The organism is Streptomyces coeruleoprunus (assembly GCF_039542925.1).
GTDB classification, from domain to species: Bacteria; Actinomycetota; Actinomycetes; order Streptomycetales; family Streptomycetaceae; genus Streptomyces; species Streptomyces coeruleoprunus.
The window spans coordinates 755,987-769,281 of record NZ_BAABIT010000001.1 but is presented as its reverse complement, the minus strand read 5'-3'; the positions used below and the strand labels follow the sequence as shown (position 1 = coordinate 769,281).

The 13,295-nt window shown below is 73.4% G+C and carries 12 protein-coding genes, 1 tRNA gene and 1 pseudogene; 8 read left to right on the top strand and 6 right to left on the bottom strand.

Annotated elements, in window-relative coordinates; all coding sequences use genetic code 11:
• Positions 1-48: 48 nt before the first annotated feature.
• Positions 49-507: a PPOX class F420-dependent oxidoreductase gene (locus ABEB09_RS03595; RefSeq protein WP_345687011.1), complete on the bottom strand. Its 459-nt coding sequence runs from the start codon at positions 505-507 to the stop codon at positions 49-51.
• Positions 504-1,469 (bottom strand): hypothetical protein, encoded by a 966-nt coding sequence (locus ABEB09_RS03590; protein ID WP_345687009.1) that lies wholly within the window; start codon positions 1,467-1,469, stop codon positions 504-506. Before ABEB09_RS03590 ends, ABEB09_RS03595 begins: the two co-directional genes overlap by 4 nt.
• 49 nt (positions 1,470-1,518) lie before the next feature.
• On the opposite strand from ABEB09_RS03590, the gene ABEB09_RS03585 reads away from it, so the two are divergent.
• Positions 1,519-1,800 (top strand): transposase, encoded by a 282-nt coding sequence (locus tag ABEB09_RS03585; RefSeq protein WP_345687007.1) that lies wholly within the window; start codon positions 1,519-1,521, stop codon positions 1,798-1,800.
• Positions 1,801-1,905: 105 nt separating this feature from the next.
• On the opposite strand, the gene ABEB09_RS03580 is transcribed toward ABEB09_RS03585, so the two are convergent.
• The gene (locus tag ABEB09_RS03580; protein WP_345687004.1) at positions 1,906-2,355 is read right to left on the bottom strand and encodes an SRPBCC family protein; all 450 of its coding nucleotides are present in this window, start codon (positions 2,353-2,355) and stop codon (positions 1,906-1,908) included.
• Positions 2,356-2,984: 629 nt separating this feature from the next.
• Between ABEB09_RS03580 and ABEB09_RS03575 the strand changes: the two genes are divergently transcribed.
• From ABEB09_RS03575 to ABEB09_RS03555, 5 genes and pseudogenes are all read left to right on the top strand, one after another.
• Positions 2,985-4,943, top strand: coding sequence for a sensor histidine kinase (locus ABEB09_RS03575; RefSeq protein WP_345687003.1), 1,959 nt, complete (start codon positions 2,985-2,987; stop codon positions 4,941-4,943).
• A gap of 5 nt (positions 4,944-4,948) precedes the next feature.
• Positions 4,949-5,382: pseudogene (locus ABEB09_RS03570) on the top strand (roadblock/LC7 domain-containing protein).
• A gap of 67 nt (positions 5,383-5,449) precedes the next feature.
• On the top strand, positions 5,450-5,755 hold the full coding sequence (locus tag ABEB09_RS03565) for a DUF742 domain-containing protein (protein ID WP_345687002.1): 306 nt from the start codon (positions 5,450-5,452) through the stop codon (positions 5,753-5,755).
• Positions 5,733-6,359, top strand: a complete 627-nt coding sequence (locus ABEB09_RS03560; RefSeq protein ID WP_345687001.1) for a GTP-binding protein — start codon at positions 5,733-5,735, stop codon at positions 6,357-6,359. The genes ABEB09_RS03565 and ABEB09_RS03560 overlap by 23 nt, the downstream gene beginning before the upstream one ends.
• A complete protein-coding gene (locus ABEB09_RS03555; RefSeq protein WP_345686999.1) occupies positions 6,356-6,925 on the top strand; it encodes a GAF domain-containing protein in 570 nt (189 codons plus the stop codon). The genes ABEB09_RS03560 and ABEB09_RS03555 overlap by 4 nt, the downstream gene beginning before the upstream one ends.
• Before the next feature lie 145 nt (positions 6,926-7,070).
• On the opposite strand, the gene ABEB09_RS03550 is transcribed toward ABEB09_RS03555, so the two are convergent.
• Positions 7,071-8,267 carry an acyl-CoA dehydrogenase family protein gene (locus tag ABEB09_RS03550; protein ID WP_345686997.1) on the bottom strand — a complete coding sequence of 399 codons (1,197 nt, stop codon included), beginning with the start codon at positions 8,265-8,267 and terminating at the stop codon, positions 7,071-7,073.
• A 754-nt stretch (positions 8,268-9,021) separates the two neighbouring features.
• Positions 9,022-9,780 (bottom strand): class I SAM-dependent methyltransferase, encoded by a 759-nt coding sequence (locus tag ABEB09_RS03545; protein ID WP_345686995.1) that lies wholly within the window; start codon positions 9,778-9,780, stop codon positions 9,022-9,024.
• 57 nt (positions 9,781-9,837) lie between these two features.
• On the opposite strand from ABEB09_RS03545, the gene ABEB09_RS03540 reads away from it, so the two are divergent.
• Together ABEB09_RS03540 and ABEB09_RS03535 are read left to right on the top strand one after the other, a co-directional pair.
• Positions 9,838-10,206, top strand: coding sequence for an MmcQ/YjbR family DNA-binding protein (locus ABEB09_RS03540; RefSeq protein ID WP_345686993.1), 369 nt, complete (start codon positions 9,838-9,840; stop codon positions 10,204-10,206).
• A 104-nt stretch (positions 10,207-10,310) separates the two neighbouring features.
• Positions 10,311-10,384, top strand: a tRNA-Pro gene (locus ABEB09_RS03535).
• 124 nt (positions 10,385-10,508) lie between these two features.
• Here ABEB09_RS03535 and ABEB09_RS03530 read toward each other — a convergent pair.
• Complete coding sequence (locus ABEB09_RS03530; protein ID WP_345686991.1) at positions 10,509-13,277, bottom strand: AfsR/SARP family transcriptional regulator; 2,769 nt, start codon at positions 13,275-13,277, stop codon at positions 10,509-10,511.
• Positions 13,278-13,295 lie beyond the last annotated feature (18 nt).

The following is a 13,295-nucleotide window of genomic DNA, read 5'->3' as shown; positions in this document are numbered from 1 at the left end:
CTCGGGCCAGCCGTGCCGGGCCGGCGCGGTCGTCCGGCGCACCCGCCCCTAGCCGTTGATGTCGAGGGCCGTCCCGTACAGCCGGTCCACCTTCAGCCGGATGACCACCCGGCGTTCGGCGACCAACTGCTCCAGGAACGCCTCTTCGTCCTCCGGCGTCGCAGACTTCGGGATCATCCCGAGCAGTTCCCGCCCCACCGCGTCGCCGGGGACCGCGGTGATCGGGGAGACCTCGGCCTCGCCCTCGGCGACGGCGAACGACCAGACGTCGCCGCCTTGCACGTGGAGTGCCGCACGCGGGTCGCGCCGCAGTTGCTTGACCTTGATGCGGTCGGCCGTCGTCGAGAACCGCACGATGCGGGCCTCGGGGTCCCAGTGGTAGAGCATGGTGGTCAGGTGGGGGTGGCCGCTGCGTTTGACGGTGGCGAGCGTGCCGAACTGCTGCTTGCCGAGCAGGTCGGAGAGGGCTTCGTCGGACAGTGGGCGAGGTGCTGGTCCTTGAGTCATGAAGTGATCAACGTCCCTGACCGACCGCCAATTCCATGGGCGCCACGGGCCTTGCGCAGGAAGGCGCCGACGTACTCGGCCAAGGCGTCCGCGTCGACGCCCTCCGTCTCCCGCTGTCCGCCCAGCCACCGCAGGAGGCCCAGGGCGACATGGGGGTCGGCGGGGCCCGCGGCCCGTGCGGCGGCAAGGGGGCGGAGGTCCCGCAGGAGCGACCGCACCAGGACCCCCTCGCCGTAGTCCGCCTCCATGGGTTCCGGCAGCCGCCCCAGCCAGGCCAGCAGGAGCATCGCGCGGCGCTGCGGGTCCGGCTCCCCTCGCGACAGAAGGCGGCGGAGCTCCTCGACCTGGTCGTCGGGGAGACGGCCGCAGTCGTGCCCCGACATCCCCGCGAGGCGCGGGCGCAGCGGCTCGGGAACCCTTCGTACCTCCAGCAGCCGAGCCCCGTGGCGGCCGTTGCCGGCCTCGCGGAACTGGGGACGCCCTTCGCGGAGGCCGAGGGCGTACGCGAGGCGGCCGGAGAGGTGCGCGAGCCACCTCACCGCCCCGTGCCGTGCCAGGAACAGCACCAGACCGACGGGGTCGGCGACATCGAGGTTGCCGCAGAACCGGCCGCCCTCCCACAGAAGGGCGTCCATGCCGTGCAGACTCGCCCGCCCGAGGAGGTCACCCTCGGCGTCGTGCAGGGCGATGGTGAGGCTGCCGTGACATCGGCAGGTGTCGTCGCCGATGGCCCCCCGCGTCGAGAGGGCTCTCAATTCGGCCAAGGCATCGTCCGACTCGACCGAGCCGAGGAGCGGGCGCGTTCCGAGCGGTCCGGCGTCCTCACCGCCGGCCAGGACCCGGACGAGGCGGGTACGGGCCCATACCCCGTCGAACCACTCCTCCACCGGATGGCGCCCCCGCGCACCGCCGCCGGAGCGCGGGGGCGGTGCGGTGGCGTCGGGGCCGGCTGTCACGGGCATGCGGGGTGCCTCCGGAATGCGTACGGGCGCGTGCCCGCCACCCTAGGCCGTGCTGGGAAAGTCGGCTCTGTTCTTCGTCGTCCCGCATCGCGATGATCTCGGGCTGGGGGAGGGAGATCTTTCTGACGGGCAGTGGGCTGTGTTGGAGCCGCTGTTGCCGGTCGCGGTGTTGGGGCGGCCGTCGTGGGGCCGGCGGAAGTCGATCGACGGGATCCGGTGGCCGGTGCGCGCAAGTGCTCCGTGGAGGGAACTGCCCCTGGAGTACGGGCCGTGGCAGACGGTTTACGGGCTCTCCGCCGCCGGCGGCGTGACGGCACCCGGCCCGCCGTGACCGGTCAGCCGGGCATGACGGTGGCACACGAAGACCTCCGTGTGCGGTGCAGCTCGGACACCTCCACCACACCGGAGGTCTCAACAACGCGCGTGATCAATACACCTAGGACGCGCCGGCCTCGAGCAGTTCCTTGAGGTGCGCCCCGTCCCGCGGAATCTCCTTACGGACCATTGGCTTGACGACCAGCGGGACGAGGACCTTGCCAATGCCGTGCGGCTCGAGGTCGAGGGACAACGTCAGCCGGGACCGCTCGCCGTCGTCGAGCGGCTCGATCCTGCCCCGGAGGTCACTGCGGACCGGGCCGTCGACGCCGTGGAAGTGCCAGCTGCGCGGCGGGTCGAACTCCGTGACCTCCATGGTCATGGGGCGCTCCAGGCGCCCGATCCGCCGCTGCACCTGGAAGCGGGAGCCGACGCCGAGCGGCCCCTCACTCAGGGTGCGTACCGCTACGGCGCTCTCCTCCCACTCCGCGATGTGATCCGGATCCGTCAGGTACGAGAAGACGTCGTCGGGGCGACGGGAGATGTCGATGCTTTCTTCGATGCGGGACATTACGCCCCCTTCGGGTAGCCCCTGGGACAAATGATCCCACGGGGGCTGGAGGGCGACCATTGGCCGCCGAAGCCCGCACCCGACGGTCGCCGCGAGGTCACGTTGGGTGCCCACGCGGACCCCGCCCGGAAGGCCCGGCCACCCGTCTGCGACCGCCGTGCTCGTCCCCGCCTCCGCGAAAAGCCGACGCGCCGATCATGCACCGCACGGCTGACAACGACACCCCCAGTGGACGCCAGACCCCACGCGACCAGGACTTTCACAACAGGTCCCGGGCCCGGGCCAGGCCCGAACCGCAGACGAACCAGGCCTGAGCCAGGACCGAACGGACCCCCGTACCCCCCGGCCGGCTCGTACGCGGCGGCAGCCGACCAGGGCGTGTCCGGATCGTGCGTTTCAGGCGCTCGGGATTTTCGGTTCTCCGTGCGACCCCTCATACCAGAGCGGGACGCTCTACGGGCAAGTTTGACAACAGCCCATCGTGCGTGAACGGTTGGCGACTACCGTGTGTGGCCGGTGATCAACGGTGGGCTCATCAGACGCATGATGCGCCCGTCCGCTCCCGAAGCCGAACACCCGTATGACGCCGAAATACGCCGATTCCCTGGGACCACGTACCAAGGACGCTGATGTCTCAACTACGCGCACCCGCCGCGCGGCCCGACCGTCGTGAGGGCGGGCGGCACGGCCGGACAGGCGCTCGTCCCCTGCCGAACAGTGGCAGGCCGCGCCCCGCGACGCCCACCCCGGAAGCCCGCATACGTCCGCAACTCCTGCGCGCCTCCGTGCTGCCCGCCGTCGTGGCCGCCCTCGGCGGCGCCGCCGCGGTCCTCTTCACCATCCGTTCCACCGGCGACCGGCCCACGACGGCCCTGTGGGTCGCACTGGCCTGCTCGGCGGCGATCGTCGTGGCCGCCATCCTCTCCGCGGCACTCGGCGCCGACCGCGCCGCCAAGTCCGTACTCGACCGCTGCCACACGCTGCGGCGCTCCACCGCCCGCAGCCAGAACGACCTGCGCGCCGTCGTCGAACAGCTGCGCCGCGGCGAACGCCCGGACGTGCACCAGACCCCGCCGCCGTCACCCGGGGGCGACGAGTTCGACCTGCTCACGCAGGAGATCAGCCGTACGCACGACGCCGCCGTCGCGGCCGTCGTCCAGGCCTCGCGGCTCTCCAGCAGCGTCGGCAACGAACAGAAGGTCGAGGTCTTCGTCAACCTCGCCCGACGGCTCCAGTCCCTCGTCCACCGCGAGATCCAGCTCCTCGACGAGCTGGAGAACGAGGTCGAGGACCCCGAGCTGCTCAAGGGCCTCTTCCACGTCGACCACCTCGCGACCCGCATCCGCCGCCACGCCGAGAACCTCGCCGTGCTCGGCGGCGCCATCTCCCGCCGTCAGTGGTCCAACCCGGTCACCATGACGGAGGTCCTGCGCTCCTCCATCGCCGAGGTCGAGCAGTACCCCCGGGTCAAGCTCGTCCCGCCGATCGACGGCACCCTGCGCGGGCACGCCGTCGCCGACGTCATCCACCTGCTCGCCGAACTCGTCGAGAACGCCACGCTGTTCTCCGCGCCGCACACCACCGTGCTGCTGCGCGCCCAGTACGTCACGGCCGGCCTCGCCGTCGAGGTCGAGGACCGCGGCCTCGGCATGCCGGTCGGCGAGCAGGACAAGATGAACGCGCTGCTCTCCGACCCCGATCAGGTGAATGTGGCGCACCTCCTCCAGGACGGCCGGATCGGCCTCTACGTCGTCTCCGCCCTGGCCCGCAGGCACGGCATCGCCGTCCGCCTCCAGTCCAACATCTACGGCGGTGTCCAGGCCGTCCTGGTCATCCCGCAGGGACTGCTCGGCGCCGACCCGAACGCGCTCCAGCAGACCGACCCGCAGCAGGCAGCCGCGGCCGGCACCACCCCCGCCGCCACGGCCCAGGCCCCCGACACGCTGACCGCGCCGATGCCCGACACGGCCCTCACCGCCGGGATCTCCGGGCAGCTGCCCCGACAGGCCCAGCACGCGGTCGGCGCACCGCACCGCGGCGGCACCCCGACCGGCCCGGTACGCCACGCGGCGGACGCCCCGCGCGGCACCCAGGCCACCACCGCCGCCGTCGGCGGCACCGCGCCCCGTCACGGCGCCGCTCCCGCGCCGCTCCCGGTCCGCGGCGAGCGCACGGACCGTCCCGGCCCGGCGGGGACCTTCCCCGGACCTCGCCCCGCGGGCGACGGAGCCGGCCACGGCCACGCCGCCCACCACGTCACCGGCCCCGGCCCGGGCAACGGCACGGGCCCCGGCCACAGCCACGGCACGGGCCCCGGCACCGACCCCAGCGGCCCCCACCACGGCCTCGATCCCGACCCCGGCCAAACCCTCGAAGGCCGACCCCAGTTGCCCAAGCGCCGTGCCCAGGAGCACCTCGTCCCGCAGCTGCGCGACGAGCCCGTACGGCGCCACCAGGACGACCACGTCCTGCACGACCCCGGCCTGATGGCGGCCTTCCAGCGCGGCATCGGCCTCGCCGAGGCCATGCCCCCGCCGTCCGCCGACACCCTCGAACCGCAGCGACACGACGAAGCCCACAAGGAGTAGATGCAATGGCGAGCGATGTGCCTACCGGCCATTCCTCGGATCTCGACTGGCTGCTGAGCGGCCTGGTCCAGCGGGTCCCGTACACCCGCAGCGCGGTTCTGCTCTCCTCGGACGGCCTGGTGAAATCGGTGCACGGCCTGGACCCGGACAGCGCCGACCACATGGCGGCCCTGGCCTCCGGGCTCTACTCGCTCGGCCGCAGCGCCGGAGCCCGGTTCGGCGACGGGGAGAGGTCCGCCAGGTCGTCGTCGAGCTCGACTCGACCCTGCTGTTCGTCTCCACCGCCGGCTCCGGCACCTGCCTGGCCGTCGTCGCCGGGCGGGAGACCGACGCGGCGGTCCTCGGCTACGAGATGACCATGCTGGTCAAGAGCGTGCGCCCGTACCTCGTCACGCCGGCCAGACAAGCCGCGGCCGCACCGGGCGTCCCGGGGCGCTGACCGTGCCGTCCCGACAGGACGGCCCTGGCTCGACGACGCGGCCGGCCGCCTCATCCGTCCCTACACGGTGAGCGGCGGCCGCACCCGGCCCACGGCCTCGCTGGACCTGCTCTCCCTGGTGATGGCCACCGGGACGGTGCCCCCCGCACCCCTCGGCCCCGAGCACACGGTCGCCCTCGGGCTGTGCGACGGGCCGACCTCGGTGGCCGAGATCGCGGCGCACTTACGGCTGCCCGCGGTCGTCACCAAGGTGCTCCTCTCGGACCTCGTGGACTGCGGGGCGCTGACCGCACGGGCGCCCCGCTACCACGACACCACCACCGACCGTTCGCTGCTGGAGGCAGTGCTCGATGGCCTACGACGACGGCTCTGACAGCCGGGACGAGACCGGCGACGTCTTCCCCACCGCCCTGAAGGTCCTCATCGCGGGCGGCTTCGGCGTGGGGAAGACCACCTTCGTCGGTGCGGTGAGCGAGATCGAACCGCTGAGTACGGAGGAGCTGCTCACCCAGGTGAGCGCGGCCACCGACTCCCTGGAGGGCGTCGAGTCCAAGACCACCACCACGGTCGCCATGGACTTCGGCCGGATCAGCCTGGACGACCGGCACGTGCTGTACCTGTTCGGCACACCGGGCCAGGAGCGCTTCTGGTTCATGTGGGACGAACTCTCCGAGGGCGCGCTCGGCGCGGTCGTACTGGCCGACACCCGGCGCCTGCAGGAGTCCTTCTCGGCCGTGGACTTCTTCGAGCGGCGCGGCATCCAGTTCGTCGTCGCCGTCAACGAGTTCGACGGCTCGTACCGCTACGAACCCGAAGAGGTACGGGCCGCGATCGATCTCAAGCCGGAGGTGCCGGTCGTGCTGTGCGACGCCCGGATCGCCAGCTCCGGGATCCAGACCCTGGTCACCCTGGTCCAGCACCTGCTGGCCACCAACGCGGCCCCGGCACCGGCGCCGAGCTATGGAGCACCGTCATGACCTATGACCCGACCGGATACCTGCTGCTGACCCCCATCGACCAGGAAGCCCCGGCCCGGGTGCGGCGACTGCGCCAGCTGGGGCTGGGCGACCGCCCGGACCCGGCCTTCGACGCGTTCGCCGACCGGCTCGCCGAGGTGACGCGGGCGCCGTACTCGATGGTCAACTTCATCGACGAGAACCGGCAGTTCTTCGCGGGTCTGCACACCCCGACCGGCACGCACAGCGGCACCGACCTCGGCGCCGCGGCCTCCTCCGGCGCCGTGAGCCGCTACATGGCCCGCGACCACGGCTACTGCCCGCACGTGGTGGTCCGCCGCAAGGCGCTGGTCCTGGAGGACGTCTGCGACTACCCGCGGTTCGCGGGGAACCCCGTCGTCGACGAGATCGGGATCCGCTCGTACCTGGGGGCGCCGCTCATCGACCGTACGGGCACGGCCCTCGGCACGATCTGCGTCGTCGACACCGAGCCCCGGCCGTGGGGGCGTGCCGGGCTGGAGACCATCAAGTCCCTCGCGGCGGAGCTGGTGGAGCAGATCCACCGCCGCGAGGACCACGCCATCTGAGCCCCGGACGGCCCGCGGGCCGGCCCCAGGGGGCGGCGTGCGGTCGCCGTCCCGCACCGGCCCCGGACAGCGGCCCGGACGCCGGTCCCGGCCGTCCCCGAGAGGGCGCCTCCCCCGTGCCCCCTCGGGGATCCCGTACGGCGGCCTATGGGACCGGCTCCATCCGTACGACGTCCGCGAGCCGCTCCGACCACTCGCCCTTGGCCGTGCCCAGCGCCACCTCGGCCAGCCGCAGCAGCTGCACGTCCGACGTGCCCGCCGGGGCGAAGATGTGGTGGGCGTCCCGCAGGTAGCGCTCGATGGGCCGGTCCGTGAACAGTCCGGCGGCGGCGTGGATCTCCATCGAGGTGCGGGCCGAGTCGAGCGCCGACTCGACGTTGACCAGCTTGGCGTTCATCAGCTCGGCGTCACAGGGCAGCCCCTGGTCGAGCAGGTGCACCGCGTGGTACGCGGCGAGCCGGGCCGTCATCAGCCGCGACTGCAGCTGCCCCAGCTTGAGCTTCACCGGCGGCAGCTCGTGCAGGGGCTTGCCGTACCGGTGCCGCTCGGCGCAGAAGCGGGTCGTCTCCTCCAGGATCGCCTGGTGGATGCCGAGGGACACGGCGGTGAGATTGGCCCTGCCGTACAGCACGCTCGACGAGTACGCGACGGCCAGGCCGTCCCCCTCCTCGCCGAGCCGGTTCGCCGCCGGGACCCGGCAGTTCTCGAAGAACAGCTCGCCGAAGCTGAAGCCGTGCAGGCCCATCGTCGGTTTCTCGTCACCGACCCGGAAACCCGGCCGGCCGGCCTCCACGAGGAAGGCCGTCAGCCCCTTGGAACCCGGGCCCGTACGGACGACGACCCCGTGCAGGTCCCCCACGTGGCTGTTGCCGACGAACACCTTTCGGCCGTTCAGGACGTAGTCGTCGCCGTCCCGTACGGCGGTGGCCGTCATGCCCAGGACGTGGCCGCCGGACTCCGGCTCGGTGACCGCGATGGTCGGCAGGCACTCGCCGGACGCGATGGCCGGCAGCCAGGTCTTCTTCTGCTCGTCGCTCCCGAAGTGGACGATCTTGGCGGCGCCGAGCTGTGAGGCCTGGACCATGGCGCCCATGGCGCCGCTGACCCGGGACAGCTCCTCGATGATGATCGTCTTGCCGAGATGGCCGATGCCCATCCCGCCGTGCTCCGCGCCGATCGTCGCGCCCAGCCAGCCCTGCCGGGCGATGAGCCGGGACAGTCCGTAGTCGACCGAGCGGGTCGCCTCCATGGCCGGAATCCGTGGCCTCACCTCGGCCTCTGCGAAGTGCCGTACCTGCTGCCGGAGTTGGTGATGCAGTCGACCGGCGAAATAGCCGTCCATGCGAGCCCTCCTCTGCGAAACGCCTGCTCGCGCGGTTGTTCGAGCAGGTGGTGCATCGGCAGTGGTCCCGTTCCGAGCAGGCCGACATCCCATGGTGTTGATCTCTTCGGAACGGTTTCAACACGGTCTTCAAGCTTGTCCAAAACACAGACCCTTGACGTTTGATTAGAACTGTGTTGTGCGTGGTAGGGGTTTGACCAGTCCTATCCGAAGGGCATTCCCCTCGCGCTTCCGTCTGCCACATGCCAAGGGCAAAGCTTTCGTGGCCATATGGCGCGTGCGGCCCGTCGTACGCCCCAATCGTGCGCAGGCGCCCCGCCTTTCCCGTGCTGGCGGACCGATTCAGCAAGAATGCGGATCGAATCCGGCGCGAACTGTCCCTTGCTTGAACGACTTTGGCGGCCCCAGGTGGCAGGGCGGGCGCCCACGGCGTGGACGAGCCGAGGGAGCCGTTGGTCGCGCGCTCTCCGTACGCCGCCCAGTCCGCCGAAACGCGCTGGTGATGGACGCGGCGACGAAAACCGGAACAGCTACCTCCGGGTCGGCGCGCGGTGCGCGACGGGCGTGGCCTTCGTGCCGGCCGGATGGCCCGCGCCCGACGTCCGGACGACGGCCACGGGCACGCGGCGGCCGGACCGGGCCGCGGGCCGGGACGGCCGACCCGGGCCGTCCCGGCGCATGGGGGCGCGATGCGGTGTGCGGCGGGCTCCTCCACTTCCGGCGCACACCGCGGCGCGCGAGGGACGGCTACGCGCTAGATGCCGGGGTCGAGGACCGCGAGGCTGAGATCGGTGACGTACCGCTCCTCGATCGTGCCGTCCGGGAACAGCGCGGACAGCAGCCGCCGCTCCTCGGCGAGGAAGGCGCTCGTGCCCGGCTCTCCCAGCACCAGGAACTCCGAGTGACTCGTCAGGTTCGCCAGGTGCGACTCCAGCGACACCCGGCGGCTCCACCGGACCCGGCGGTGCACCAGGCCCAGCTCCACCGGCAGCCCCCTGATCGCGGCCACGTCCGCCTCGGTTTCCTCCGGGGCGCCGAGGTGGCTGCGGGCGCGGCGGACCTGCTCCGCGATCCACGGCACCGACCGGTCGGCGTCGTTCCACCAGAGCGCCAGGGTGCCCCCGGGACGCAGCACCCGGCGCGCCTCGGGGACGGAGCGGGCCGGGTCCGTCCAGTGCCAGGCCTGGGCGTACGTCACGAAGTCCGCGGACCCCGTGGCGAGGGGCAGGTGGTTGCCGTCGCCCCGGACGAGCGGTACGTCCGGCAGGGCGCGGCGGAACTCGGCGGCCATGCCGTCGCCGGGTTCCACGGCCACGACCCGGGCCCCGCGGCCGATCAGCGGGGCGGTGCCGATGCCGGTCCCGGCGCCGACGTCGACGACGCGGGCGCCGGCCAGACGACGCCCGGACAACTCCTCCAGGGCGTCGTAGAGGGCAGGGGGGTACGACGGGCGGTGGGCGGCGTACTGGGCCGCGGCGCGATCGAACGAACGTGCACGTAAAGCGTGATTCATTCGCCCAGCCTCGCGGCACCACCCCCTCTTGTCACTGCCGCGCCGTACGGTCGGGGCATGGCCACTGCCGACGACGTACGCAGAATCGCGCTCTCCCTGCCCGGGGCCGTCGAGAAGCCGGCCTGGGGCAGGCCCGCCTTCCGGGCGGGCCCGCGTGGCGGGATCTTCGCCTCCCTGGACGACGACGACCAGGTCATGGGCGTGAAGTGCCCCAAGGAGGAGCGGGCGGAACTGATCGTCTCCGAGCCCGGCAAGTTCTTCCTCCGCGAGGGCCACGACGACGCCTACGCCTGGCTGCGCGTCCGGCTCGGCGCCCTGGACGACGAGGACGAGCTGTACGCGATCCTCGCCGACTCCTGGCGCCAGGCCGCCCCGCCCGGCCTGCTCCGTGCCCACCCGGAGATCGGCCGACCCCCGGAGCGCTGACCGGTTCCGGAGCCCCGCCCGGAAAGCGGTTAGTGATCACCGCCCGGAGTACGGTATTGTTCTCATGCACGCCGGGCCGGGGAAACCCCAGGTCAGACGGGCAACGGGACGTGGCGCAGCTTGGTAGCGCACTTGACTGGGGGTCAAGGGGTCGCAGGTTCAAATCCTGTCGTCCCGACTCGAAAGAGTCGCAGGTCAAGGGGCCGTTTCGGAGGAATCCGGAACGGCCCCTTGATCATTCCCTCGCCGTGTGCGGCGCCAGCCGTACCGTGGCGCCCCGCAACCAGCCCGCCGGTGCCCCGCTAGCGTCCCCCCGCCGTGTCCGCGGTCCCCTGGACGCGTCCGAGCAGGGCCTGCGCCCGGTGCACGCTCTCCTTGTAGCCGTGGGCCATGCCGAGGCTCCGTTCTCTTTCGAGTGCGGGTACGGCCTCGGCGGTTCTGCCCAGGTCGAGCAGCGCGGCGCCCGCCGTGGCCGCCAGCATGCTGTGCCGGACGCCCACGAGACCGTTGACCGTGTCGCCGTCCAGGGCGAGACCGTCGCGTGCGCAGGCGAGGGCGCCCGCTGGGTCGCCCACCGCGAGCAGCTGGCGGGCGCGGTGCTCCAGGGCGAGCAGTTCGGTCATCACGTCGCCGCCGCCGTGCACGAGGGCGGCGGCGCGGGCGGTGTGGGCCAGGGACTCGTCCGTCACGCCGAAGCGGTCGAGGGCGAGCGCGAGGTTGACCAGGGCCGTCGCCTCGCTGGACCGCTCGCCCGCCCGGGCCGCGAGCGCCGGGGCGAGCCGCAGGTGCACCAGGGCCTCGGGCAGCCGGTTCTCCTGGGTGAGCACCCAGCCGAGGAGCGCCCTGGCCCGTGACTCGGCGTCGGGGTCGGCCTCGCGGGCCGCCGAGTCGACACCGTCCTCCAGGAGCGGCGCCCAGCCGTCGTGGCTGTTCCACAGGATGTACGGCCACTGGAGGACGGCGAGCCGCCAGGCCCGGTCGTGGAGGCCGGCGGCGCGGGCGGCGGCGACGGCCGCGGCGAGGTTGTCGCGTTCGGCGGCGTACCAGAGCAGCGCGGCGTCCCGGCCCGCGAAGTGCGGAGCGGTCCGGGGCGGCCGGGCGTCGGACGGCAGGGTGCAGCAGGGCTGGTCGTCGGGCTCGGCGGCCCGGGCCGCCGCCAGGGCCGTGAGCGTGTAGTGGTCGAGGAGGCGCGGCAGCGCGTCCTCGTCGGGGTCGAGGCTCCGCGCGTAGAGCCGTACCAGGTCGTGCAGGGTGTGGCGGCCCGGCGCGTACTCGGTGAGGAGGTGGGCGTCGCACAGCCGGTCCAGGGCCTCCGCGGCCACCGCGGGCGTGCGGTCGAGGAGCGCGGCGGCCGCGTGGCGGTCCAGGTCGGGGCCCGGCACCACCCCGACCTGCCGGAAGAGGCGGGCGGCCTCATCCGGCAGCCGCTGCACGGTGAGGCGGAGCGCGGCGGCCACCCCCTGCCCGTCCGTGCCCTCGGAGTCGTCCACCGAGAGCAGGGCCAGGCGTCGCTGCTCGTCGGCGAGTTCCGCGGCCAGGTCGGCGAGGCGCCAGTGCGGGCGGGCGGCGAGCTGGGCCGCGGTGACCCGCAGGGCGAGCGGCAGCCCGTCGCAGAGTCCGGCGAGCCGCCGGGCGGCGGCCGGTTCGGCGCCGACGCGGTCACCGCCGACCGCCGCGGCCAGCAGCGCGGCGGACTCTTCGAGGCCGAGGACGCCGAGCGGCACCGGCCGGGCCAGGTCGGTCACGACGAGGCCGCCGAGGCGCAGCCGCGAGGTGACCACGGTGGCGCTGCGGGCGCCCGCGGGCAGCAGCGGTCTGGCGTGGTCGGCGCCGCGCACGTTGTCGAGGACGACGAGCAGCGCCCGGTCCTCGGTGAGCGACCGGTAGAGGGCGGCGGCCGCCGTCGGTGACTCCGGCACCCGCCGCGGCGGCACGCCGAGGGCGGGCAGGAACTCGCCGCGCAGCACGTCTGCGCTCCTGATCCCGTCGTCCGGGCTGAAGCCGCGCAGGTCGGCGTAGAGCACCCCGTCCGGGTGGCGGTCGGCCCGCAGGTGCGCCCAGTGCAGGGCGAGAGCGGTCTTGCCGACTCCGGCGGGGCCGGTGATCAGCGCGACCCGGGCGCTGTCGACGGCCGCGTCGAGCGCGGCCAGCTCGCGGCGGCGGCCGAGGAAGCCGCGGGGCGTGCGCGGGAGCAGGTCGGGTACGGGGAGGTCCGCGGGAGCCGTCGGCGCGGGCTCGGCCCCGGGGCCGTCGGCATCCGCGTCGCCGGTGGACGCGCCGTCGCCCCCCGCATCGGGCACAGTCGGCCACGGCACGCTCGGCCCGGCCGACGGCATCCCGCGCAGGACCGCCTCGTACGCCGCCCGCAGCGCGGGCCCCGGGTCCACGCCCAGCTCCTCGGCCAGCCGGCTCCGCGTGCGGTGGTAGCAGTCCAGCGCGTCCGACTGGTGCCCCGCCCGGTAGAGCGCCAGCAGCAGCGCCGCCACCAGGGACTCGCGCAGCGGATGCGCCGCGGCCTCCGCACGCAGCAGGGCCGCCGCCTTCACGTGCTCGCCCAACCGTCCGTACGCCGCCGCCAGCTGCTCGACCGTGACGAGCCGCGTCTCCTCCAGGGCCCGCGCCGCGGCCAGCAGCGGCTCGCTGTGCGCCGTCCCGGTCAGCGCGGGTCCCCGCCAGAGGGCGAGGGCCTCACGGAGCATGAGCACGGCGTCCGCCGGGTGCTTCTGGTGTCCGGCCAGTCGGCCCAGCTCCTCGAAGCGGGAGGCGTCGAGGAGCTGCTCGGGCATCCGCAGCTCGTACGCCTGGCCGTGGGTCGCCAGCTCGACCCCGTGGTCGTCCGCCCCGCCCTGCTCGAACAGCGCGCGCAGCCGCGACACATGGCCCTGGACGACGGTGCGGGCGCGCGCGGGCGGTTCCTCGTCCCACACGGCGTCGATCAGCCGGTCCACCGGAACGACGGAGTTGGCCCGGAGCAGCAGGGCCGCGAGGACGCTGCGCCGCTTGGCGGGACCCAGCGGCAGTTCACCTGCCTCGACCGCGATGGACACCGTCCCGAGCAGGCGGAACTCCACCCGGCCCTCCCTCTCGCT